The sequence below is a fragment of the Streptomyces sp. UG1 genome (assembly GCF_049974585.1).
In the GTDB taxonomy this organism is placed as follows: Bacteria; Actinomycetota; Actinomycetes; order Streptomycetales; family Streptomycetaceae; genus Streptomyces.
The window spans coordinates 136,396-160,319 of the sequence record NZ_JBNGGG010000023.1 but is presented as its reverse complement, the minus strand read 5'-3'; the positions used below and the strand labels follow the sequence as shown (position 1 = coordinate 160,319).

Sequence of the window (23,924 nt, the reverse complement as noted above, 5' to 3'; positions counted from 1 at the left end):
TCGTTGCAGGTGGTCGCGCTCGCAAGGAGGACGCGGGCTCGTGGATGCCGAACGCTGTGGTGTTCTCTCTGAAGAGCGGTGAGCAGGAGGACACCTTCTGCATCGGCGACGACATCCCTGCTTTGGTAACCGACTACGGCGGATCGATCTGGACGGCTTACGGGGACGAAGGAATCTACGGAGGGCATCCGCAGTCGGCAGGCGGGCTTGCTGGTTGGAGTACCGAAGGGGAAGCAACCTGGGCCCCGGAAGGTCGCCTTCCCGACGCGCCCTTGGAGGGCTGCACCGCCGCTACCGAGGGCGATCGGGTGTGGCTGATCTGGTACTCCGGCAGCCGACGCGGCGGCACGTTTCTGACTCGGATCACTTCCTCCACGGGTGAGGTGACCAGCTGGCCCAGCCCCGTACGTGATCCGGACGGATTCGCCGTACACGGCGATCGAGCAGTCCTGACCAAGCGCGTTCACAATCAGCGGGCAACCGAAATAGTCCGAGCTGAGCTGGTCGGCGATACCTGGAGCGTGACCGAGCGGCGCAGGGTACGAGTGCCCGGGCGGGTTGTCATGCGCTGCGGTCAAGGACGTGATGGCTTTCTGTGGCTTCGCGCTGGCGACACCTGGCTTCGCATCGAAGCCTGATACACCGCGCCGAACGTCGCGAGTGTTGCGATCTGCTCGATGGGGGTGATCAGGCAGCCTCTGTCGTCGGCAGGAGACTATGGTCCAGAATCAGGGCATGGAGGACGTCCCCAAGCTGCTGGAAGCCGCTTCCCTGTTGGTTCCCGAGGAGATCGCCACCGAGAACGACATCACGGTGAACGACGTCTGGGAGTACCTCAGTCGGGACGAGTGGGAGGTGGCCCTCGGGCTGCTGGAAGAACTCGGCGACGTCCAACCGCTTCCGCTCAGCTTTTGGGAAACCCTGGCCACCGCAGCCAAACAGATGCGGCTGGATAAAAGCGCGGCCTGGTGCCATTGGCGCTGTTACGAGACTCGCAACGGCATCATCCGAGCTGACCTCACCCTCCGCCCGGCCACCGAGGCGCGACGGCAGACGCCGATCTCAGGTGCCGGTGTCCTGCGACCGATGTGGAACATCGGAAACCGAACCCCGACCGGCGAACCGGTCCTCAACATCGCCCAGCTCTGGGTGGAGTTCACTCCCTTCCTGGAGCCCGGTGGGCAAGCCTCGGTACGACTCGCTCCTCTTGACCCCTCGCAGTGGCAGCAGCTTCAGCCCGGCCAAGTGATCACCCTGCACGAGGACCGATCCGTGGCAGGCACGGCGGTTGTCCTGGAAGTCTCTCGACCTACGACCACGTCCACCGCATAGAAACGGAGGGTGTCGGCTCCGGGCATGTTCTCCCCGCAGCTGCTGGGTAGCGTCCCTCTGGTGAATGTTCACCTCATCAACGACGTGCCCGACGGCCTGACCCGACGAGCTCGATCGTTTGTCGGCACGCATGGCGTCAAGATCGACGTGCGCCCCGTCGAGGATCACAGGCAGTGGTGGCTTGCGCGAGACATCCCCGCAGCAGTGATCGACCGAATGGCGGCCTACCAGAGACGGTGGGGCGGTCTGCTCCTGCCACCCGCATCGCAGTACGACGGAGGCCCCAAGTACCTCGATCCGGACTCGCCCGAATCAGACTCTGCAGGGTGGTGGTTCGAAGCCGGAATGCAGCGGACCGCAGTCCCCTACTCATTCATGATCAGTCCGTCTGGCGAGTTCGGCATCCAGGCAGACAGGTGGGCACCTCTGCATGCAACCGTCGAAGGCTGGGTGGAATCGCTCGCCCTGGCCCACCACGCATCTATGTGGGCAAAGCAGGTCACCAAACTCGTCGGCGATGACGTCGATGACATCGAGCTGGACGGCTACGAGCCGGTGCGCGAGGTGATGGGTCTGGCGGACACCTGGTGGAGAGGACCCGACTCGCTGGTCGCCCTCTATTCAGGGGAGGCCGCATGCATGTCCTTTCCCGCAGGTCGCATCGCGTTGATCTACTCCGGCCTCGATGAGTGGGGGCTGCGAGGAGGCGTGGCCGACGATGGCTGAGTCGTTGGGGAACGGCCACACCTCCTGAGTGCTGTCGGTCAGGTTCGCCGAGCGATCTCTGCTGCATAGGCGGTTCTGACGGCCCCGGCCGACCAGCGCTCGGCAGCCGAAGGGCTGATCCCGAGCAGGCGTTGGAGAACACCTGGAGGGATCTGTGTGCAGAGGTCGAGTAGGGCCGCGCATCGCCCCGCTTCAGTGGGAAGTCCGATGTCACGGAGCCGACGACCGAGATGCCTGCCGGTCATCGGCCTTCCGGGCATCTGCAGCGATGGGAAGAGCCAGGGCGCATTGCGCTCGTTCGACATCACCGTGCGTTCGTGGTCACGGGCGAGGTCGACGAGCTGGAGGACCAGGCCGTCCATGGGCGGCTGGATCCTCAGCGGGATCTTGTTGAGGTGGAGGGCGACACCGTTCTCGTTGTGGACGATGTGGTCGACGGTCAGGCGGCACGTCTTCGCGGGAAACTGACCATAGAGCAGGACCATCAGCCCGGCAACGCGGTCCCTGGTCTCGATGGAATCGTCGTTCAGGAGCCGCCGGGCGGTTGCCCAGCGTTCGTCAGCGTCGAGCGGACGGTGGAAGATCCGTCGTGGCTTGGTGGGAATGCTGATGCCGGTGGCGAACTTGCTGCGGACCGGTCGATGAGGGGCTGTCTGGCAGGTCGCCGGCGTCTCCTCCTGGTCCTTGATCCAGTTCAGGAAGGTGATGGCCTTGGCGATCTGGGTCTGGGCGATGTCGTTGGTGTAGGCGGAGATCGGCTTGCCGCGGGCCCGTCGCCGGATGCGAGCGATCCGGTCCCAGCGAGCGAACGCGGTGATCAGGCAGGGCCACCAGCGGCGCCAGGTAGGCGAGCGGTGTCAGCACCCACAGTCCGCCCGCCGCACAGGCCAGGACAGTGAGAGCGCAACGCAACCACAGCAGGCGTTGTGCCTGTGCGCACGCGCTCAGTATGGGCTCCAGGTCGAGGCCCTGCGACGGGAAACCGGCTGCCCTGCGGCCGCGATCCGGCGGCGCACCCATCGCGCGTACTCGTGGCCGACCAGTACCCGTGGCTGGCTGGGCACGGTCGACTCCTCCTCGTCGTCCAACAGCTTCTTCAGCTTGTCCTGCTCACCAGCGATGGCCCGCTTCGCTGCCTGTTCCAGGCGCCGCTCGCGTACCTTCTTGGGGGTGAGCCTGTCGCCGAGCTGCTTGGCCTTCTTCCGCCGCCACTTTCCGAGCTTCTCGGCGAACTCGTCGGCTCTGTCCGGCCGCAGGTGCGCGACCGCGCACAGTAATCGGGTGGGCTCGGTCATTGAGTGATGTGCATCGTGAAGTCGCAGGTCACGGGTCTGGTGTGAATGGCGGGTGGGGTGCTCATGCCGGTCGGCGGCCGATGACCATGGCGTAGATCATCGGGCAGGTCCGGCTCCGGCGGGATATCTGGTTCGGCTGCGCCCACGACCGGCCCCCGCCTACGAGCCGTCGGCAGGTTGGCACGCTACGAGATCGCGGGAGGGCGTGGGATGCAGCAGCGGCAGTGGATCACCACTCGCCGGAGTGAACTGGACGCCCTCGCCGAGGAGTTGGCCAAGCAGCTTCAGGAGGTCCAGGCCGAGCGGGATGAACTGGCGGTCGCGGAGCGGGTGTTGAACCGCCCGGCCGAGCAGGTCCAGGCCGATGCCGGGGCTGTCGCTCCGGTATCGGCGAAGACGGCCGGGCGGGCGGTGCTGCTCATCCCGCACCGCAGCGACGCGGCCGATGAGGACGCGCTGCCCGGCGACTACCGCAAGATCCTGGCGATCGTGCGGGAGGCCGACGGCCCGGTGCAGGTCAGGGCGTGGGCGAGCGGCTGGGCCTGGACGCCTCGGTGCGCGGCAAGCTGGAACATTTGCAGGCGAAGATGACCGAGCTCGCCGACCGCGGCTGGCTGCACAAGCGGGGCGACGGGCGGTTCCCCCGCGTCCGTAGTCGCGCGGGGCGCGCCCGTAACTGACGGGCCCCCAGCGGCAGTTGAGTTTGTGACGAAAAACAACAGTTCCGTCGAGGGCCCTGACGGCCTTGTCTACGCCGCCCGCCTGCCTCTGTCGAGTGCCACCCTGACCTGGCTCGCCGACCTGATACGCGGCCACCTCAAGAAGATCGGCTCGCGGTGGCGCGTCCTGCCCGCAGGGAAGATCGCCGGCATCGTGCTGACGGTGCTGCGCTGTGACCAGCGGCCCGGCGATCTGGCCGGCGACAACGGAGTGCACCGCACCACCGTGACCCGATGGGTGAGGGAGATCGTCCGCCTGCTCGCCACCGCGCCCCAGGCCTGGACCGGGCCTGAAGATCGCCCGAATGGGCAGCGGCATCGTACTGCTGGACGGATCGGTGATCCGTACCCGGCGCAGAACCGGGAAGGAAAACCGGAAGAGCTACTCCGGCAAGAACAAATGCCACGGCCTGCTCGTGATCGCCCTCACCGACGACCGGGGCCGACTGCTGTGGATCTCGGCGGCCCGCCCCGGGCGCACCTCCGAGATCACCGCCTGCCGGCACGACCAGCCCACCGCCAAGCTGCGGGCGGCCAGGCTCGGCGCCATCGCCGACCTGGGTTTCGTCGGCCTCGACGACGGCGGCACCGGCGCCGACCAGGCGGTGATCACCGGCTACAAGGCCGCCCGGAACCGGCCCCTGACACGAGGCCAGATGCTGTCCAACACGGCATTGGCGGTGGGCTTTGCCACCTGCCAACAGGCCATCTGGACACGCGCCCGTGAGCGAGACACTCCTCGGCCTCTGGCCAAGACCGTGCGGATCCGTTGACCGTGCGGACCCGTTCCAAGGCGACACTCACCTGCGCCACCGCCACCCTGGCGGCCCTGACAAGGGACGCCGCCCGCTCTCCGCCGACAAACTGCGCGGCCTCGACCAACCCATCCCGTACACCGACTACGCCCGGTCTCACAGCGCGAAGTCCGCGACGCAGCCCGTTCCCGAGCCGCTTGTAGGCAGCACCGAACCAGCAGGCCACGATCGGCCCGGGCCCGGCTGCGGAGCGGACGGCGAGTTGACCGCTCGGAGCGCCTCCGCCATACAGCACTGGTGGCCTCCACAGCACCCTTCTTGTCAAATTGACAGGAACCGAAGTACCGTAGCTGGCATGCAAGTTGATGAGTGGTCACCCCCTCCCGTGCTACTGACGGTTGATCTCGTGATCCTGACGCTGCGTGAGGGGCGACTGTGTGTCCTGCTCGTGGAGCGGGGCGAAGATCCTTTTCAGGGCATGCTGGCTCTGCCCGGCGGATTCCTCAATCACGCTGGTGAAGAGATTCTGGACGCCGCCCACCGTGAGCTGAGTGAGGAAACCGCTCTGACTGCCGGGTGGGTGCATCTTGAACAGTTGGCCACCTACGGGGACGCAGGCCGTGATCCACGGGGACGAGTCGTTTCCGTGGCCCACTTGGCGATCGCGCCGGGACTCCCCGAACCGGTCGCGGGAACGGATGCCATGGATGCTGCGTGGGTTCCCGCGAAATCCGTCCTGTCCGGTGAGTTGGAACTGGCCTTCGATCACCGCCGGATCGTGACGGACGGAATCGAGCGCGCGCGTACCAAGCTCGAATTCTCGGCGCTGGCCACGGCATTCTGCGGAGAACTCTTCACCATAGCTGAATTGCAGCAGGTGTACGAGGCGGTTTGGGGCACCGAACTCGACACCCGTAATTTCTACCGGAAGGTCCAGGCCGTAAAGGGATTCATCATCCCCGCCGGCTCGGGACGCAGGACCACGGGAGGACGGCCCGCGCAGCTGTATCGGGCCGGGCCGAAGACGGTGTTGTTCCCACCGCTGATCCGACCTGTGCCATCCACGAGGGAAGAGGACACGAGAGAGGAAGGGGAATAGATGTCGAAAGACCTGGTGGTGATTCTCACCGCCCTCAATCTCGAGTACGAGGCGGTGCGCCGGAAACTGGCCGGTCCACAGGTACACCGTCATGAGCGTGGGACACGGTTCGAGGTGGGAACCGTGCAGGGCACTGCATGTCGTGTAGCGCTCGGTCTGACGAACAAAGGGAATCACTCCGCTGCGGTGATCGCAGAGCGCGCGATACAGGAGTTTTCGCCGGTGGCCGTGTTGTTCGTCGGCGTCGCCGGCGCCCTGTGGGACACCGCCAGGCTGGGCGACGTGGTGATGGCGACACACGTGTACGCCTATCACGGCGGGACCAGCGAGGACGACGGGCTCAAGGCCCGTCCCCGGGTATGGGAGATGGCGCACGGTATCAGCCAGCTCGGCTCGCATCTGGCGCGCGTGAACGACTGGGCCGACGACACACCCGGTCATGGGCGCACGCCGCAGGTGCGCTTCGGTGCGATCGCCGCCGGCGAGGTCGTACAGAACTCAACGATCTCGAACGAGGCGCGGTGGATCCGGCAGCACTACAACGACGCGCTCGCGATCGAGATGGAGGCCGCCGGTGTGGCGCAGGCCGGTCATCTCAACGGGGCACCGGTGGCTGTCATCCGGGGAATCAGCGACCGGGCGGACGGCACGAAGAGCAGCGCGAAGGACCGTAACTGGCAACCACGGGCCGCGGCGAACGCGGCGGCATTCGCCACACGGCTGGCCGTGGAACTGGTGGGAGAACAGGAGCAGATCGCAATGTCCCAGACAGACCGGGCCCATACGGCCGGCAGACTCGAAGAGCACGTCAGCAACACCGCCTATAACAGCACCGTTGGCATCATGGCCGGCTCAGTCAAGGAGAGCCGCGTCTACCTGAACGCGGGCCCGAAAGTGACCGGTCCGGCGGACCTGGTCGCGGAGCTGGACGGTTTCCGTGAGCACCTGAAGCGTCACCACGCCGAAGGTGCCCTCGACGACGACACCTACCGAGAGGCACTGGCCGAGCTGGGCTTTGCCCGCCGGGCGGCAAGGGATAACACTCCCGAAGCGTCCAAGAGGGCGACGATGGCATTAAAGAGGTTACGCGGTCTGATCGCAGAGTTTCCCGAGCTGGTGGCCAGGCTGGCACCGCTGGTTGTTGCGGCGGGTGACCTGTCATGAACGACGGCAGCAGCGTCACGCACAATTCGGCCGCATACGACTCCACCGTCGGAATCCAGGCCGAGACCGTACACAATTCCACCGTTAACTTCGTCCATCCGGATGCGTCGCCTCAGGAAAAGTACAGGGTCGGTGTGCGGTTCCTGGAGGAAGGCGTCCCCAGCCGTGCTCGCGACCTGATCAGTGACGCGATCGCCCATGGACACGACAACGCGGAGGTCCGCTTCCACTGGGTGCTCGCCATGCTCAGTGCACGCGCCTACCACGACCTCAGCGCCGAGGAACTCCAGCGGCTGCACCATGCCTCCGGGCTCATGGGGACCTACGCCGAGGGAGAGTGGAAAGACTCTCTGCGCGTCGCTTTCGAACTACTGGCGATGCTCAGCACCGCGGACGGCGAAAAGGGACGCGCGCTGGAGCGTTTGCGAGCGCTGTCACCTCGCCAGCGTGACGCGATCCTCCACCACCTCGACCTCGTACTCACTGGAGGGCTGAAGGAAAGCCTGTGGGCCGAGTACCGCGAGCGGGCCGAGACAGATCGCTTCGGCAACGACCGGATCCAACGCGTCTGGGCCTATTTCGAACCCGACCCCATCGGGCCGCGGGCCCTGCCGCCCCGTCCGAGCACCGCTGCTGCCGCCCAGGCAGCCCTCCCCGTCCGAGCCGGCCTGTTCGTCGTCGTCACCGCATTCCTCTGGATCCTGGCGCTGGTCGCGGATCCGGCTGCGGCAGTCATCGAGTTACTGGTGGGGCTCGGTGCGGGCCTGGCCGCGGCTCACTTCGGCCGCCGGTGGTGGTACCAGGAACATCAGATGAAGGCCAAGAAGCGTGAGTTCCACATACCGCACACCGGCGCCCCCGCCTCTACTGGGGACGGGTTCACCAACCGCGTCCGTCATTCCTTCGACCACTACTTCAGTACCCGCGTGCCCCACGGATTCGCCCCGCACGAATGGCTCGGTTATACCGTCCAAATCCGCAACAGTCTCGTCGCCGAGATCGCACTTCTCTACCGCGAGAGCCGAATCAGCGTGGACCGGGTCAACTGGCTGATCCGCCATCTCGCTGAGGATGCTCGAGAGCGCCACAACAAAGGTACTCTGTTCGATCAACGCCACCAGAATCAGACGCCGGCGGTGGCGCAGGCGCTGTGCGTGGTTGCCCTCATCGTTCTCGGCATCACGACTCTGACCCTGCTTGGAACAGTGGCCTCAGGTGGCGGCGCGTCGCAGATGCTGCTGGCCATCCTGGCCGTAGGCGGTGCGGTCTGGTCCGGACGCGCGGCTGCGTCCTCGTGGCTGGAGGCCCGAGGCGAAGAGCGCCGAATGGCCGAGGAAACCCAGGAATATCAAGAGCAGTTGACCGCGCGGCAAGTCGCATACCAGAACTGGAAGTCGTTCCTGGACACCACGCGACCCAGTGAGCGGGAAATGGAGACCTGGCTCACCTGCGACAAGACACTGTTCGTTGACGAAGCACTCCGCAACTATCAACTCACCTGGCGCGACCTGATCACCCACACCATCCTGATGACACCCGCACGCCCCTACAAGCGAGGGCGGGTGAAGGGCGGTCCTTGGCGATACTCGCGCTACAGCTTCCGCCTTTTCCTGGTCACACAGGATGGCGTTCGTGAAGTCAGCACGGAATTCGATTTCACCGACGCAAAACGTGGGGACGAGCAGCGAAGCAACTACCGGTTCGACGCGTTGTCCTCCGTACAGGTCACAGAACGCGCCCAGGTCGGCTACGACCTGGAGCTCGTCCTCACCAACGGGCCGGCCAGGAATATCCGCGTCAAAGACGCCGACACCCATCAACTGGCGCCCGACGAAAACGCCGCGGAAATCTCCGAAATCAACCTCAGTGCGGCTGGTTTCATCCACACCTTCCGTCTCCTGGAAGGAATCGCGGCGGACGGAAAGGGTTGGATCGAACGAAACAACCCCAACAACCTGCCGTCCTTCCGTGCTGCCGACTGATCTTCCGGGCCTTCAGGGCGGGCAGGGGCCGGAGCGCCGGAGCCCTGCCCGCCCACCCATCAGCCCAGCCTGGACCCGAGCTGAGGAAGGGCCGTGGCCGCCACCGAAGACGTCACCGAGAGCAGACTGCTGCTGGCCGAGTACGACCGCATCAAGGAGGAGCAGAAAACCCGGATAGGATTCCGCGACAACCTTCTCTACTTCACGCTCGCCGCGTCCACCGCGGTCCTGGCGATCACCGTCCAGAGCAGGCAGGCTCAACTGCTGCTCGCCGTCCCCATGATCTGCCTGGTCCTGGGCTGGACCTACCTGGTCAACGACGAGAAGATCTCGGCGATCGGCTGCTACATCCGCGACCAGATGGGACCGCGACTGGCCGAGCTCAGCGGCGCCCACGGCGCAGTGTTCGGCTGGGAGATCTACCACCGCGACGATGCGAGCCGCACCACGCGCAAGCGACTACAGACCGCTGTGGATCTGTTCACGTACTTGGCCTTGCCGATGATCTGCGTGACCGGATTCTGGTGCTCTCCCGCCGTCCAGCCTTTGCTCGTGATCGTCTCCCTCGCACAGACTCTTGCCCTGGCCGTACTGGGCTGGCAGTTCCTGCGCTATGCGGAGCGGTAGGGCTGCTCTGCCACCCCGCTTCACGATGGTGCCCCGCGACTGGACAGCCCCCGACACAAGATCTTCAGGAATCTCCTACTGGAAGTAGGCGTCGGCGAGAGCGCGGGCCTCGTCGGTCCAGGCTGCCAGACTCGCGCAGCCCGGTCACGTATCCATCGAACGCGGCGGCGTCCAGGGCGAGAAAGTCGGCCGCCGGGCGGCGCAGGTCCAGAGCGAGGTTGCCCATGTCGCTGCCGTGGGGGGGCGTACCCGGCCATGGACCAGTCGATCGCGATGACTTCTGCTGAGGTGTCGGGGCTCTCCGGGTCGCCGAAGAGGTTGTCGGACCACGCGTCGTTGTGACAGACAGTGTGGGGCAGCGCCTCCCACTAGGACCTGTCCGGGCAATCACGCGTTCCGTTAGGGTGACTCGGCGGAGGGGCGTGATGAGTGCTGTGGAGATGACTCGCGCGGAGGCGGTCGCGCTCGTGCAGCGGATCATGGAAGCGGACTACGCCTCGGATGACGAGGTGGACGGCTGGCTGGACAGGCTCGACAGAGCCCTGGCATGCCCGTTCGGTCATGTCAGCGACTTGATCTTCTGGCCGCCGGAGCGGGAGCTTTCGGCTGATGAGGTGGTCGATCAGGCCCTGGCGTACCGGCCGATCGCTTTGTGAGGACGGGATTCAGCTCCGGAGCCAGATGAGCAGAGCTGCGGTGGTTGCGGTGCCGAGGAAGACGTAGCCGCGCTTGTCATAGCGGGTGGCCACGGCCCGGGACTGCTTCAGCCTGTTGATCGCTCGTTCGACGGTGTTGCGCTTCTTGTACTGCTCTTCGTCGAAGCCGGGTGGTCGTCCGCCGCGTGAGCGCCGGATGCCTCGGCGCCGCAGGTACTCGCGGCACGGGCCGTTGCTGTATCCCTTGTCGGCTGCGAGGCTGTCGGGCTTGGTGCGGGGCCGTCCCGGACCGCCCCGCGGAACGCGGATCTTCGCCGAGACCGTTTGGAACTGGGTGCGGTCCGCCCGCTGCCCTGGCGTGACGGCCAAGGACAGCGGGCGGCAGCGGCCGTCGGCGCTCAGGTGGAGTTTGCTGGTGAACCCGCCCCGCGAGCGGCCCAGGCCCTCACCTCCTGCACCACCTCCACCAGCCTGGCGAGCAGGCTTTGCCACGGTGTTTCGCCCTGATGTTCTGCCGCTTCGGCCCCCTTTGGCGCCGGCGGCGGGTCGGTCCGGGCGCCAGCCGCGTGCTGATGGGCTCTCACGATGGTGGAGTCCACCGAGATGTCCCAGTCGATCTCGCCCGCGATGTCGGCGGCGGCCTGGACCTGCTGCGGCAGACGCTCCCACGCGCCGTCGGCCGACCACAGCCGGTGGCGTTCATAGATGGTCTTCCAGGGACCAAACCGCTCGGGAAGATCCCGCCACTGCACCCGGTCCGCACCCGGTGCAGAATCCCGTCGATCACCTGCCGGTGACCCCGCCACCGGCTGGCGCCGGTGTTCTCGTTGTTCGGCACCTTGGCGCTGACGGCGCGGTTGAGTCGCGAGCCAGCGGGATCAGCACCAGGATCAGGCACTGCTTCGGCGTCGACTCATCAGGTGGGCCAAGGAGTGCCGTACATCTCTGAAGCACAGGGTGATGAGACCCGGGACCGTCAGGCCGATGGCCAGCTTGGCGATGTCCGGCACGCCATCCCCGTTGATGATGCGAAGCATTGTGTTCCCGCTCGTCGGCGCGATGGCCCAGAGGAGGCCGAGCCAGGCCCCGGCCATGGCGTAGAGGGCCAGTTTGAGCAGTGTCAGTCGGTGGTCGAGGGCCTCCTGGCGCTTAGCCAACTGAGTCGCAGCCGCCGCGTCGATCAGCGGCACCGCGGGAGCTCCATCGTCATGTGGCTCGGTGCTGGCCGGGCTCGGGGTTGCGTCCTCGCCGTTCACGCGCAGTTGTATGGAGCGGCGATACACGGGGCCTGGGTGCGCCGTACGCACGGCGCGACCGAGGAGATGGAACTGGGCCCGACCGATGGGTTCACCAACCGGGATCCTGACGGTCCGTCGCCCCAGGTTTGTCACGGCCAGATAGATCGGTCCCCGAGAACCAGGGTCTACATAGGTGTTGGCCACAGTCACTCCGCAGGCGTACAGCTGGCCGAGGCCGATGATGTTCGCCATGACGTTGTCGGGGAGTCTGATCGACTCGGCTGTGTCGATCCTGACGGTGGCGCCAGGTTCGATGATCAGCTCACCATTGACCGGGGGCAGCGGGGCATGGGCTGTGACTTCACCGTGATAGATGAGGATCTGGGCATTCGCCGAGGCGTGCAGCTCGTAAGATGCGTACTTCGCGTTCTCAGGGTCAAAAGGGACGATGAGGTCGTACTGATTCGCGTACGAGATGATGTCCTCGTCTGTGAGGATTCCGGCGGGCAGTACACCTTGCTGTGGCCCGCTGTCCGATCGCGTTCGCCTGTTCACGCCCATCGTCCCCCGTTCCGTGACCGGCTACTGCTCCGGCTCACTCACCCCGAATCAGTTGAAGTCGCGATCGTATGTGCCCAGTTCATCCACCGATCACACTTTGCTCGCCGGGCTTGGCGACGTGCAACTAGCTTGGCTGTTCGGGAAGTTGATCCTTTTCCCATGGCCAACAGGATGTCTAGGCTTCAGGCTCGCACTCCGACGCCGCTTGAAGACCGCTCTGGGCCCGATACTGCTCGGACTCATCGGCCCTCGGCACATGAGTCTGCCACTGAGCAAACGAACTCGGTGCGCACGAGCATGTTGTCGGCGCGCCCGCGACACCAACCAAGACCAACCGCCATCAATCCTCTGACCTGCACATATCCCCTTCGCGGCAGGTAGACCAGGTCAGGGACCTGATCCGCTTAGCGGGTCGGGCCCCGGAGTGGTTCGGGGGGCCATTCTGAGGGCCATTTGGGAGCCGGCTTCGGAATCCGGCTCCCCGAGCTCCCGACGGATCAAGCATCCAGCTCGGTGGACGTCTGCCGCTCGTTCGGGGAAAGGGTGGCCCGCAGCGTGCTCAGCGTCGCGGCGAACTGCACCAGGGGACGATTCGGGCGCCGCCGAGCCGATCTGTCTTCGCAGCTCCGTTTCGAAGACCTCGACGGCCCTGCTCATCAAGTCCTGTCCGTCGGGGGTCAGTTCGACCCACGCGATGCCCTGGATCCGGCGTCCAGGGTGGTGGGTGAGGAACCGCATGACCAGGAACCAGGTGACGGGGAACCAGGTGACGGGGAGGCCGTACTCCGCGCGAAGCCGGGTGTCGAGGGCGTTCCACAGCTCGGTCTCGAGCCACACCAGGTCCTGGTGCAGCCGCTCGAGGTCAACCAGCGGCACCTTTCGCGGGAGGGGAGGAGCCATTCGCTGGTGAGGGCAGCGTCGTAACAGCCGGTTTCTCGATCTGAAGCCATGAAGGCCACACCCATTGGTGCGGCACGTCCGCGCCTACTCTTCTGGCGGAACGGCGTGAGACATACCCCCGACGGCGCTTTCCACCTACTCCCTCGCCTCGCGGCGGCGACGACCTCGCGGCAGCGGACGCCCTCCTCGAAGCGGGATGCGCGATGGTCTCGGGCGGCGCCTTCGGAGCGCCGGGGCACCAGCCGCTCTCCTTCGCGCCGCTACCCAGGTCTCCCGGAGCCGCCGCACCAGCCCACCCCGCCCACGGCAGACATTCCTACGGTGAGTCGGGAACCTCCGGACGCCCGACGGCGTTCGTGTCACTGATGGCTGGGTGAGCCGAGCTGGCGGCTCAGAGTGCTCAACTGCTGGTTCAGTACGACGACTTGACCGGGGGGCAAGAGGCGTGCAGCAGCACCGCGCACACTCCACGCGCCCGGCCGCCGTCGTACTCTCCGCGCTACTCGCGGTCCTGACCTTCCTCCTGCCGGTGTCGGCCAAGTCGGCGCCGGCGTCCCGCCCTTCCTCGGCGGGCACCGCCGCGACGGCGACCGCGCAGGCGTCCGTGACGGCCGACACGCAGCGAACCGTCACCGCGGCGCATCCCGTGCTCGGTCACGCCGACGCCGTGCCGTACCCGTTCCACGGATTCCTGGTGCCCGGCGCCGGGGAGGCGGCCTCGCACCGCGCTGTCGGCGGACCCGCCGTGGCCGTGGCGGCCGCGGGAGCGGGAGCGAGCTGGGGCGGGCAGGCGTATCGCCCGCGCGGTCCGCCCTCCCGAGGGAGCACCGAAGTCCGTATCGACGCCTGACCGTTCGCCTCCGCGCCCGGCGCAGACGTCGACTCCGTCTGCCTGCCCATCGTGGAGAACCCATGTCTCGCGCGCCCATGTGGCGGGCGATCGTCGCCCTAGGTGTGATCGCCGCCTCGCTCTTCTTCGCTCTCACCCAGTCCGCCCGCCTCGGCCTCGATTCTACGCGGCGGCACTCAGATCGTCCTGGAGACCAAGGACGCACCCGGCGTCAAGGCCGATGCCGAATCGACCCAGCGGGCCCTGGAGGTGCTCCGCCAGCGGGTCGACGCGCTCGGCGTGTCCGAGCCGAGCCTGTACCGGTCCGGACAGCAGCGGATCTTCGTCGAGCTGCCCGGACTGCAGGACCCGCGCGAGGCCGCCGAAGTCATCGGCCGCACCGCGCAGTTGACCGTCCACCCGGTGCAGGGCGTGACGGACAAGCAGGGTGAGAGCGAGGGGGAACCGGCCGAGGGCGGCTCGCGTACCCTGGCCGACCCCGACCGGAAGGGGGCGTTCCTCAAGCTCGGGCCCGCCGCCCTCACCGGCGAGGGCGTCAAGGACGCCGAGGCGGTGCTCGACCAGCAGACGATGTCGGGCTGGATGGTCGACCTCACCTTCCGCGGGCAGGCGGGGAAAGACTGGGCACGCGTCACGGGGGCGGCGGCCTGTGCCCCGCAGGGCGCCCCCGAGCGGCGCGTCGCCATCGTCCTGGACGGCAAGATCCTCTCGGCGCCCGGCGTCAACGCGGATGTGGCGTGCAAGGTCGGTATCTCCGGCGGCGCCACGCAGATCACCGGCGGCTTCGGCCGGGAAGAGGCCCGCGAGCTGGCCGCGCTCGTCAAGGGCGGTGCGCTGCCGGTGCCCGTGGAGGTCGTGGAGCAGCGCACCGTCGGCCCCACGCTCGGTGCCGACGCCATCGCCGCCAGCACCCAGGCCGCGATCATCGGGCTCGCCCTGACGGGGTTGTTCATCCTCGTCGTCTACCGGCTGCTCGGCGCCCTGGCCACCGTCGCCCTCGCGCTGTACGGGCTGATCTCCTACGCCGCACTGGTCGCTGTGGGCGCGACCCTGACGCTGCCCGGACTCGCCGGTTTCGTCCTGGCGATCGGCATGGCGGTGGACGCGAACGTGCTGGTCTTCGAGCGTGCCCGCGAGGAGTATCTGCAAGTCCGCGCCCTGAAGTCGGCATCCGGGCGCCTGGACAAGCCGCTGCGCACCGGCTTCTCCAAGACCTGGAGCGCGGTCGTCGACTCGAATGTGACCACGCTGCTCGCGGCCGGGCTGCTCTTCTTCTTCGCCACCGGACCCGTCAAGGGCTTCGGCGTCACGCTCTCCATCGGTGTCCTCGTCTCGATGATCTCGGCCCTGGTGATCACCCGGGTCCTCGCCGACTTCGCGATCCGGCGCCGCTTCGTGCGCGACCGGCCCGGCCTGACCGGGATCACCTCCACCGGCCGGGTGCGTGCCTGGCTCGCGCGTCGCAAGCCCCGCCTGGTGCACCACCGGCGCCGCCGGCTCGGCCTCAGCGCGCTGCTGATCGTGGTCGCCGTCGCCGGAATCGGCCTGCGTGGCCTGGAGTTTGGGATCGAGTTCACCGGTGGGCGCCTGGTGGAGTACAGCACCAGCAGGCCCGTGGACGTGGACGCGGCGCGCACGGCGGTCGCGGACGCCGGGTTTCCGCACGCGGTGGTGCAGGAGTCGGGGGACGGGGACATCTCGGTACGCACCGGTGAGCTGAGCAACGACCAGCAGCACACGATCAAAGCGGCGCTGGCGAAGGAGGGCGACGAGGTCACCGTCGAGCGGGACGAGCTGATCGGCCCGAGCCTCGGCGACGAACTGCGCCGGCACGCGCTCATCGCGCTCGGCATCGCCGTCGCGGCTCAGCTGATCTACCTCAGTGTGCGGTTCCGGTGGACGTTCGCCGCCGCGGCGGTGGCGGCCATGGTGCACGACGTGCTGCTCGTGGTGGGCCTGTTCGCCTGGCTCGGCAAGCCCGTCGACAGCGTCTTCCTGGCGGCCCTGCTCACGGTCATCGGGTACTCCGTCAATGACACCGTCGTCGTCTTCGACCGGGTGCGCGAGGGGCGCCGCCGCGATCCGGCGGCGGACCTGGAAACCAGTGCGAACGAGGCAGTCATCCAGACGCTGCCGCGCACGGTGAACACCGGTATGGGCGCGCTGTTCATCCTGGCAGCCCTGGCCGTGCTCGGCGGTGACTCGCTCGCGGACTTCTCCCTAGCGCTGATCGCCGGTGTGGTGATCGGTATGGCGTCGACGGTGTTCACTGCCGTGCCGATCGCCGTGCAGCTCGAGGGCAGCCGCCCGGCGCCACCGGTGCGCCCCGGGCGCGGCGAGGACAGCGGGGCGCGCAGTCCGCTGGAGCGCCGCGGGCGGGCGCGGGATTCAGGAGCTGTGGTGTGAGGTCGCGCGGCGGCTCGCGGGTCAGCCCAGTCACCGTACGCCGGGCTGCGAGGGTCATGTGAGCACGGGGCTCGTCACCGATCCCCGCGTGCAACCGAGGCGAAGGCTGTCGCGAGCTGGTCGAGCAGGGGCGCGGCGCAGGGGTGGGGGTCACGGCGTGGTGTGAGCGTGTAGATGCCGCGGGTCGGGGGGTCGACCAGGGCCACCGTGGTGACGTCGGCCCGCAGCGCGCAGGTCAGCACCCCGGGTATCAGCGCGATGGCGTGACCGGTCGCGACCAGGGCCAGCTTGCCGAGCAGATCGGCCGCGGTCAGGTCGATGCGGGCGCTGACTCCGGCGCGGGCGGCGTGCTGGCGCAGCAGGGCCGCCGAGCCGTCGTTGTCCTCGACCCAGATCTGGTCGGCCAGCGCCCGCATGTGCACCGGGCCCCGGCCGGCCTGCGGGTGGCCGACGGGCAGGACGACGACCATGTCGTCCAGCCCGAGGAACCGGCGTTCGACCCGCGGGTCCTGGGGCAGCCCTGGTGGCGCATCGGTGACGACGGCGACGTCGAGATCGCCGGCGATCACGCGGTGGTGCAGTGGTGTGCTCAGTCCGGGGAGCAGGCTCCACCGGACGGCCCCGGCCTCCAGCAGGCCCCGGATGGCCTCGGGGACGATGCCCGCGGCAAGGGAGGGTGTCGCACCGACGGCCAGCGGCCGGTCGAACACCCCGTCACGCATGTCTCGTGCGGCGCGAACGGCACGGTCGGCCTCGTTGAGCACGGCCAGGGCGTGGCGATGGAACACCTCGCCGGCCGGTGTGGGGCGAACTCCGCGCGCATGGCGCTCCACCAGAGCCACACCGAGCTGCTGCTCCAGCCCGGCGATCTGCCGGGAGACGGCCGACTGTGTGTGATGGAGCTCGGCGGCCGCCGCCGACAGCGACCCGAGTCGGCACACGGTCACGAAGGTCCGCCACACGGTCAGTTCCACGGCGTCAGTATGCCTACGAGATATGCGAGATGCGCAGAGCTACCGTGCGAAACTTTCGCTTGTCGCAGCCGTTGCGACGCACGACTCTGGCAGGCATGACCACACCGCACACCATTGCCGTCCTCGGCCTGGGTCGCATGGGCAACGCGATCGCCGCACGACTGGCCGACCGGGGCTGGGACGTCGTCGGCTGGACCCGCTCCGGACGCACCTCAGGCGCGGTCAGGACGACCGGCGATCCGAACGACGCCGTGGCGCAGGCCGACCTCGTGCTCCTGTCGCTGTTCGACGGCCCGGCCTGCCAACAGGTCCTCGATGACGTCCGCGACTCACTGCGGCAGGCCGACGCGCTGGCCCTGCCCCGCGCCCAGGTGCCGGACGTCCTCGAACTCGGCCGGCTCGGCGGGCTCTGGCCCGCAAACGCCCCTTCCTCACCGGCCAATCGGCCGCTGGTACAGCCGAATTCACCATCGGCGTGCTGATGAAGGACATGGCTCTGCCGGCCGCCGCGTCCAACACCCCCCTGCGCAGCGCAGCCCACCTGACCGACAGCCCTGCCGACCCTGATGCCGACATCGCCGTTGCCGCCACGGTCCCCGCCGTGGAAGACGCCGTGCTCGAACCCCTTCGCGCCTACATCCGCGGACACGCCACCGGCGACCCCACCCACTTCCGCGGCGCGTTCCTACCCACCGCCCACATCGAGGGAATCCGGGACGGCGTATTCGTCTCGTGGCGCCTGGACGATTACTGCGCTCTCTTCCACGGCCGGCCGGCCCCGGACGAACCGACCCGCTCCCGCCGCATCGACGCCGTCGACGTCCACGGCACCGTCGCGACCGCGACCATGACGCTCTCGCACGGCCCGGACACATTCACCGACATTTTCCTGCTGATCCGCACCGACGACGTCTGGCGCATCGCCAACAAGGCGTATCACCGACACACCTGATCCCCGCGCCGGCCCGGGACGCCTCCCGGGGGCACCCGGAAGTGGACGAACAGGCGCTACCACCGGAACGGGTCTGCATTCACGCCGGGCTGCTGCACGACGGACACCCTTACCGGCGCGTGAATGACTTGGCCGGCGTGCCCGCGGATCTCGCCACTCACGGCCTCAACGACCTCGCCCGGACAGCGGTGGCTGCCGCACCCCGGCCCTGACTTCCTGCCGAAGTTCACCGATCAAGCGGATCGGCTATAGCGAAGATCGCTACGGTAAGAGTCTGGACGCGAGGGAGGGGACCCCAATCCATGAGAGCGGACACGGTCGACCTGCGGCGGATCTTCGGCAGGGACGTGCGTTACACGGTGCCGCTGTTCCAGAGGCCGTATGTCTGGAACCGGGACGACAACTGGTCGGCTCTGTGGGAGGACATCCGCCGCACTGTCGAGCGGGCCGAGCGGGCGGCGCTGACCGGGGAGACCGTGGCGCCGCACTTTCTCGGCGCGGTTGTCTTCGATGAGACGCCGTACCTTTCGTCAAGCCTGGAGACGCGGCAGGTCATCGACGGCCAACAGCGTCTGACGACACTGCAGTTGTTCCTGTTCGCGGCTCGTCTGTCGGCGGCGGCTCTCAACCACGAGCGCTCCGTACGACTGCTGAGCAAGTTCCTGGAGAACGACGAGGACCTGTTCGACCGTGCTCAGCACCCCGACCACCTCTACAAGGTCTGGCCGACCAACGCGGACCGTGACGAGTTCCGCACGGTCATGCTCGGCCAGGGAGGGACAGGGCGACTCGCCGAAGCCGTCGTCTACTTTCAGCAGCAGATCGACACATGGCTGGCCGAAGCCGCTGAGCCGCACGAGCGGCTGGGGATGCTGGTGCAGGCGCTGCGGGAACAACTGCGCTTGGTCATCATCGACTTGGAAGAGCACGACGACGCGCAGGTCGTCTTCGAAACGCTGAACAGTCGCGGTACGCCGCTGGAGCACGCGGACCTGATCAAGAACCTGCTGTTCCGCAACGCCGAACGCGCCGGCGCGGACGTCGACCGGCTCTACAAGACGTACTGGGCACCCTTCGACCAGGACGAATGGCGCATGGAGCAGACGACCGGCCGCATTACGCGAAGCCGCCTCGACGTGTTCCTGACGTACTGGCTCACGATGCGTACGCAGCTCGAGTTCACCGCATCCGCGCTGTTCAAGGAGTTCGAGCGCTGGCTGCTCTCGTCCGCCGTCCCCACGGAAGACGTCTTTGCCGAGCTGACGCGATACGCCGAGATCTATGACCTCATCGACGACCATCCGCTGCACGGCGCCGAGGGACGGTTCCTGTATCGGATGAAGGTCCTTCAGACCTCCACTCCGATGCCCCTGCTCCTCTTCCTCTACGGCCTGGACGAGTCCGTGCTGCCACTGGAGCGCCGGCGGCGGGCGATCCGCGCCATCGACAGCTATCTCGTTCGCCGGGCGGTGCTCAATCTCAGCACCCGCGACTACAACAACGTCTTCCGTGAACTGGTCGCGGCCGTAGCCCGGCAACCCGACCGCGCGGACGAAGCCGTCATCAATGCCCTCTCGGCGATGCAAGGCCACCACCGTCATTGGCCGAGCGACTCCGAGTTCCGTGCCTCGTTGGAGCAGGACCCCATCTACTCCCGCCTGGTCCGCCGCAGCGTACGCATCCTCCTGGAAGCGCTGGAGGACGAACTGCGCACCGACCACACCGAACAGCTCACCGTCCCGGTCGGCGAGCAGGTCGGCGCGAAGTTGACCATCGAGCACGTCATGCCGCAGAGCTGGCGCGACAACTGGCCGCCCCTTGAGGACGATCTGTCCGAAGGAGCCGACCGCGACGAACTCGTCCACACACTCGGCAACCTGACCCTGGTCACCGCCCGTCTGAATCCCACCCTGGGCAACATGGCCTGGGAGGACAAACGACAGTGGCTCGGCCAGCACAGCCTGCTACGCCTCACCCACGGCACCCTCCTCAGTGCTCCACCGAACACCGACATCAGCGACTGGGCCACCACCTGGGACGAGCATCGAATCCGCACGCGGGGCACGTACCTCGCCTCACTGTCCTTGGGCATCTGGCCGCATGCCGACGATCTGCGCACCGGCCTGCCGTCTTCCGAGCACGACGACGGGTGACGATCGCGGGGCTGATCTGCTTCCGGTGGACCCCGATCCGCCCATGGGTACCCCGGGCGGTTCGACCGTCGGGCAGGGACCTTCGGCTCACGGATCGGCCCCTACCTCGCCGCCCCGCCCCGCCTCGCAGGCCGCAAGGACTCGCTCCTGGTGCCCGCCGAGATCGCCGTACGCTTAGGACCACGGGATGACGGGCCAGTACACCGTCACCCCGTCACCGCCGACCGGCGCGCGGTGACGCGGTGACGTGATGACGCGGTGAGGCCACGCCCCGCACCTAGGCCGCCCGGGCCTTCTCCGCGACGAGCAGGCCGTAGCCGAGGACGCCGGCGGAGACGGCGGTGCGGGCCGCGTTCAGGGCCGCCGGGGCCGCGTCCAGGTCGAGGCCGGCCGCGGTGAGTCTGTCCGGGGCGGTCAGCCGGAGCAGGTTCAGCCGGGCCTCGATCTGGTCGATCATGCGCAGCATCGCCCGGTCGTGGCGCTCGGTGCGGGTCGTGCGCAGTCCGGCGGCGGACAGGAGGGCGGCGTACTCGTCGAGCGGGCGGGCGTCGGCGATGCATGCGATACGGGCGGTCAGGCCAGTCAGTTCGGCCGGTAGACGGTCGGGGGTGGCGGTGACGTCGGTGATGCCGAGTCGGCCGCCGGGCCTGAGGACCCGGGCGAATTCGGCGGCGGCCGTCGCCTTGCCGGGGAAGGTGCACAGCGCGCACTCGCAGACCACGGCGTCGAACGCCCCGGCCGGGTAGGGCAGTTGCTCGGCGTCGCCGGTGGTGAAGGAGACCCGTTCGGTGAGACCGGCCGCCGACGCGGCGCCCTGGGCGAGGGCGGTGTTGGCCGGGGAGTAGTCCACGCCGTCCACGCGCACGTCGTAGGCATCGGCGAGGAGCAGGGCCGTGGTGCCGCGGCCGGAGGCGACGTCCAGGACCCGGTCGCCGGCGGCCGGCCCGAGAGTGCCGGCCAGACGGCGGGTGAGGGCGGTGCCGCCGGGGTGGTAGGAGTCGCCGAGGAGCAGGGCGACCACGTCGGAGGAGTACGCCGCCGCGCAGCACGCCTTGAGGGCGTCGTCACCGGTCATCATGAACTCCCCTCGGTGCGCGCCGCGCCGTCTTGGAGCCGTACGGGGTGTCGGTGAGGCGGTCGACGAGGGGCAGGGCGTTGGGGGCGACCTGCGCGACGGGGACGCCGGACATCGCCGTACGGACCTGCTCGCGGTAGCCGGCGGAGTTGTACGCGCAGAACGGGATCAGCCGGCCGTCCGGGGTGATCTCCTCCACACAGCACTTCATCAACTGCTTGACGTTGAGGGTGTAGGGGTCCTGGAAGTCCTGTACGACGATCATGAACGCCTTGTCGCTCAGGTTCCGTACCGCTTCCGGCAGGTCGATGCCGCAGGCGTCCGCGCAGTCCAGGGCCTCGGCGGTGGCCCGCAGCTGCTCCTCGGTCGTCTGCGTGCCCATGAACGCCGAGGCCGACCAGAGCTTCTCCAGGGCCTCGCGGACGCCGGCGTCGGGCAGCACGCGGTTGGTGACGTAGTCGAGGTGGTCCTCGACCTGGAGCAGGCGCGGGATGGGGACGACGGTGCGGTTGCCGGGGTCGCCGTCGACGAGGAGGTAGGTGACGGAGCGGCAGGTGGGGAAGCAGCACGGCACGGGGAAGAAGTCGCCCTTGGTGAACCACCGCGGGCGCTGGGCGTTGATGAGCCGGATCACGTCGGGGTTGGTGAGCCGCTGCAGCGGGTCGAACTCGACATGCCGGCCCGAGTGGGTGACCGGCTGGAACGCCACCGAGCGGACGGCCGGGTGGTCGATGCCGTACTCGATGATGTCGCCCAGCTCGTGCTCGTTCAGGCCGCGTTCGACGGCGGCGACCAGGGTGACCGTCAGTCCGGCCGCGGCGCAGTTGTCCAGTGCCCGCTGCTTGACCGCCCGCAGGTCCCGGCCTCGGATCTCGCGATGGGTGCGCTCGTCGAAGCCGTCGAACTGGAGGTAGATGTTCACCGAGCGGCCGGGCGTGCGGTTGCGCCTGCCGAGTTCGGTGACGAAGTTCCGGTCGCTGGCCAGGCGGATGCCGTTGGTGTTGAGGGTGACGTTCTTGATCGGGCGGGCCTGGGCCAGGTCGATGAAGTCGAGGATGTGCCGGTGGATGGTGGGCTCCCCGCCGGAGAACATCACCACCTCGGCCTCGCCCTCCGAGGCCACGAAGACATCGAGCATCGTCTCGCACTGCTCGTGGGTGAGGGCGTAGCCGTCGGGCTGGTGGCCCGAGTCGGCGAAGCAGATCGGGCAGTCCAGGTTGCAGCCCGTGTTGACCTCGATGATGCCCAGACAGGCGTGCTGCTTGTGCTCCGGGCACAGCCCGCAGTCGCTCGGGCAGCCGTCCCGCACCTCGGTCTGGAAGGCCAGCGGAATGGTGCCCGGCTTGTTGAAGCGGGCCGAGGCCATGTACTCCTCGGCGTCCCCATAGACGTGCGCCTCGAACTCGCCGTGCTCGCGACAGCGTTTGCGCAGGTAGACCTTGTTCTCGCGGATGTTGACCTGGGCGTCGACGGGCGTCTTGCACAGCGGGCAGATCGACTTGGTGAACTCGATGAACACCTCCTCCCGGTCCCGCTTCGGTCGCGCCGGCTGGTTCACCGTCATCGTCTGCTCGCCTCCGCTTCACCGTCGTCGTACGGCACCACGCGCACGACGCTACGGCCGTACGGCGGCCGGGAACTGTAAGCGCGCCCACCAAGGGGGAGGTCTACGGTGAGTGCCGTGTCCGTACCCGTGTCCGTACCCGTGGACCAGCTCACCGACAGCCGTGCGGCGACCGACGCCCTGCTGGACGTGCTCCGCGCCGGCCGGTGGCGGCCCGGTGCCGTCGGGCGGTTCCTGCGGCTGGCCGCTCGCCGGTCGATGCGCCAGGCGGCCCGGCGGCCCACCGCGTTCGCGCAGGCCGGCGCCCTGCACGGGCTGCTGTTCACGGCCGCCCGAGCACCGGGGGCCCGGGTGTGGGTGGCCGGCAGCCTGACTCTCACGGTCCTGCATCTGGGCCTGCTGGAGCACCGCGACCGGCTCTCGCCGGCCGATGTGATCACCCTGCTGCGCGGCAACCTCCCCGCCACGGCCCTCGGACACAGCCGCTGGTCGGGCCTGCTGGCCATCGGGCTCGACCTCGGCGACGGCCGCCTGGCCCGCCGCCAGGGCACCGTGTCCCCGTTCGGCGACTACGCCGACTCCCTGGCCGACGCCGCCTTCTGGACCTGGCTCGTGCTGCGGCACGAACCCAGCCGCACGGTACGGGCCGCGGCGCTCGCCGCATGGCTGGGGCCCGTCGTCGCGGTCACCGCCGTCGGTGTGCGCCGCGGCAGCATGCCCGACAGGCCCAGGCCCGCACTGATGCGTCCGGCCGCCGCGCTGCAGGCGGTCGTCGCGGTGCGGCACAGTCTGCGCCGCTGAGGGGGACGCGTCCCGGGAGAGGTTGCGGCGCCATGGCGGGAATGCCAGGGGCGCTCGCGGACTGGGCGCCCCGCGGGCGGGCTCCGGCAGCACCG

General features: G+C 68.1%; 19 protein-coding genes and 3 pseudogenes. 15 read left to right on the top strand and 7 right to left on the bottom strand.

Annotation, left to right across the window (positions count from 1 at the left end; translation table 11 throughout):
* Positions 1 to 44: 44 nt before the first annotated feature.
* The 3 genes from ACP4J3_RS25600 (at position 45) to ACP4J3_RS25590 (ending at position 2,058) form a co-directional block, all read left to right on the top strand.
* On the top strand, positions 45 to 638 hold the full coding sequence (locus ACP4J3_RS25600) for a hypothetical protein (protein ID WP_426538278.1): 594 nt from the start codon (positions 45 to 47) through the stop codon (positions 636 to 638).
* A 97-nt stretch (positions 639 to 735) separates the two neighbouring features.
* Positions 736 to 1,332, top strand: coding sequence for a hypothetical protein (locus tag ACP4J3_RS25595; RefSeq protein WP_426538276.1), 597 nt, complete (start codon positions 736 to 738; stop codon positions 1,330 to 1,332).
* A gap of 24 nt (positions 1,333 to 1,356) precedes the next feature.
* Positions 1,357 to 2,058, top strand: coding sequence for a hypothetical protein (locus tag ACP4J3_RS25590; RefSeq protein WP_426538274.1), 702 nt, complete (start codon positions 1,357 to 1,359; stop codon positions 2,056 to 2,058).
* 38 nt (positions 2,059 to 2,096) lie between these two features.
* Here ACP4J3_RS25590 and ACP4J3_RS25585 read toward each other — a convergent pair whose 3' ends face one another.
* Positions 2,097 to 2,420 carry a hypothetical protein gene (locus ACP4J3_RS25585; protein ID WP_426538272.1) on the bottom strand — a complete coding sequence of 108 codons (324 nt, stop codon included), beginning with the start codon at positions 2,418 to 2,420 and terminating at the stop codon, positions 2,097 to 2,099.
* 582 nt (positions 2,421 to 3,002) lie between these two features.
* Positions 3,003 to 3,353 carry a hypothetical protein gene (locus tag ACP4J3_RS25580; protein ID WP_426538270.1) on the bottom strand — a complete coding sequence of 117 codons (351 nt, stop codon included), beginning with the start codon at positions 3,351 to 3,353 and terminating at the stop codon, positions 3,003 to 3,005.
* A gap of 210 nt (positions 3,354 to 3,563) precedes the next feature.
* Between ACP4J3_RS25580 and ACP4J3_RS25575 the strand changes: the two genes are divergently transcribed.
* The 7 genes from ACP4J3_RS25575 to ACP4J3_RS25545 all read left to right on the top strand — a co-directional run bounded on the left by ACP4J3_RS25575 (position 3,564) and on the right by ACP4J3_RS25545 (position 10,355).
* Positions 3,564 to 3,944, top strand: a complete 381-nt coding sequence (locus tag ACP4J3_RS25575; protein ID WP_426538268.1) for a hypothetical protein — start codon at positions 3,564 to 3,566, stop codon at positions 3,942 to 3,944.
* 433 nt (positions 3,945 to 4,377) lie between these two features.
* Positions 4,378 to 4,845 carry a transposase family protein gene (locus ACP4J3_RS25570; protein ID WP_426538266.1) on the top strand — a complete coding sequence of 156 codons (468 nt, stop codon included), beginning with the start codon at positions 4,378 to 4,380 and terminating at the stop codon, positions 4,843 to 4,845.
* A gap of 337 nt (positions 4,846 to 5,182) precedes the next feature.
* Positions 5,183 to 5,926, top strand: coding sequence for an NUDIX hydrolase (locus ACP4J3_RS25565; RefSeq protein WP_426538264.1), 744 nt, complete (start codon positions 5,183 to 5,185; stop codon positions 5,924 to 5,926).
* A complete protein-coding gene (locus tag ACP4J3_RS25560) occupies positions 5,927 to 7,090 on the top strand; it encodes a purine phosphorylase (protein ID WP_426538262.1) in 1,164 nt (387 codons plus the stop codon).
* Positions 7,087 to 9,072, top strand: a complete 1,986-nt coding sequence (locus ACP4J3_RS25555; protein WP_426538260.1) for a hypothetical protein — start codon at positions 7,087 to 7,089, stop codon at positions 9,070 to 9,072. Before ACP4J3_RS25560 ends, ACP4J3_RS25555 begins: the two co-directional genes overlap by 4 nt.
* 93 nt (positions 9,073 to 9,165) lie before the next feature.
* On the top strand, positions 9,166 to 9,699 hold the full coding sequence (locus ACP4J3_RS25550; protein ID WP_426538258.1) for a hypothetical protein: 534 nt from the start codon (positions 9,166 to 9,168) through the stop codon (positions 9,697 to 9,699).
* 425 nt (positions 9,700 to 10,124) lie between these two features.
* Complete coding sequence (locus ACP4J3_RS25545; protein WP_426538256.1) at positions 10,125 to 10,355, top strand: e9imm peptide; 231 nt, start codon at positions 10,125 to 10,127, stop codon at positions 10,353 to 10,355.
* Between the two features lie 9 nt (positions 10,356 to 10,364).
* Here the strand turns inward: ACP4J3_RS25545 and ACP4J3_RS25540 are convergent.
* Positions 10,365 to 11,253 (bottom strand): annotated as a pseudogene (locus ACP4J3_RS25540) (IS5 family transposase).
* Complete coding sequence (locus tag ACP4J3_RS25535; protein ID WP_426538254.1) at positions 11,246 to 12,154, bottom strand: dCTP deaminase domain-containing protein; 909 nt, start codon at positions 12,152 to 12,154, stop codon at positions 11,246 to 11,248. Before ACP4J3_RS25535 ends, ACP4J3_RS25540 begins: the two are co-directional and overlap by 8 nt.
* A 1,345-nt stretch (positions 12,155 to 13,499) precedes the next feature.
* Between ACP4J3_RS25535 and ACP4J3_RS25530 the strand changes: the two genes are divergently transcribed.
* Positions 13,500 to 13,904: a hypothetical protein gene (locus ACP4J3_RS25530; RefSeq protein WP_426538252.1), complete on the top strand. Its 405-nt coding sequence runs from the start codon at positions 13,500 to 13,502 to the stop codon at positions 13,902 to 13,904.
* A 62-nt stretch (positions 13,905 to 13,966) separates the two neighbouring features.
* Positions 13,967 to 16,310 (top strand): annotated as a pseudogene (secD, locus tag ACP4J3_RS25525) (protein translocase subunit SecD).
* A 74-nt stretch (positions 16,311 to 16,384) separates the two neighbouring features.
* Here the strand turns inward: secD and ACP4J3_RS25520 are convergent.
* Positions 16,385 to 17,284, bottom strand: a complete 900-nt coding sequence (locus ACP4J3_RS25520; protein ID WP_426538250.1) for a LysR family transcriptional regulator — start codon at positions 17,282 to 17,284, stop codon at positions 16,385 to 16,387.
* 95 nt (positions 17,285 to 17,379) lie between these two features.
* Here ACP4J3_RS25520 and ACP4J3_RS25515 point away from each other — a divergent pair.
* Positions 17,380 to 18,236 (top strand): annotated as a pseudogene (locus tag ACP4J3_RS25515) (nuclear transport factor 2 family protein).
* A 302-nt stretch (positions 18,237 to 18,538) separates the two neighbouring features.
* On the top strand, positions 18,539 to 20,389 hold the full coding sequence (locus tag ACP4J3_RS25510) for a DUF262 domain-containing protein (RefSeq protein WP_426538248.1): 1,851 nt from the start codon (positions 18,539 to 18,541) through the stop codon (positions 20,387 to 20,389).
* Positions 20,390 to 20,666: 277 nt separating this feature from the next.
* On the opposite strand, the gene ACP4J3_RS25505 is transcribed toward ACP4J3_RS25510, so the two are convergent.
* Together ACP4J3_RS25505 and ACP4J3_RS25500 are read right to left on the bottom strand one after the other, a co-directional pair.
* Positions 20,667 to 21,467 carry a class I SAM-dependent methyltransferase gene (locus tag ACP4J3_RS25505; protein WP_426538246.1) on the bottom strand — a complete coding sequence of 267 codons (801 nt, stop codon included), beginning with the start codon at positions 21,465 to 21,467 and terminating at the stop codon, positions 20,667 to 20,669.
* Positions 21,454 to 23,028 (bottom strand): radical SAM protein, encoded by a 1,575-nt coding sequence (locus ACP4J3_RS25500; protein ID WP_426538244.1) that lies wholly within the window; start codon positions 23,026 to 23,028, stop codon positions 21,454 to 21,456. Before ACP4J3_RS25500 ends, ACP4J3_RS25505 begins: the two co-directional genes overlap by 14 nt.
* A 117-nt stretch (positions 23,029 to 23,145) precedes the next feature.
* Between ACP4J3_RS25500 and ACP4J3_RS25495 the strand changes: the two genes are divergently transcribed.
* Positions 23,146 to 23,829, top strand: coding sequence for a CDP-alcohol phosphatidyltransferase family protein (locus tag ACP4J3_RS25495; RefSeq protein WP_426538242.1), 684 nt, complete (start codon positions 23,146 to 23,148; stop codon positions 23,827 to 23,829).
* Positions 23,830 to 23,924: the final 95 nt, after the last annotated feature.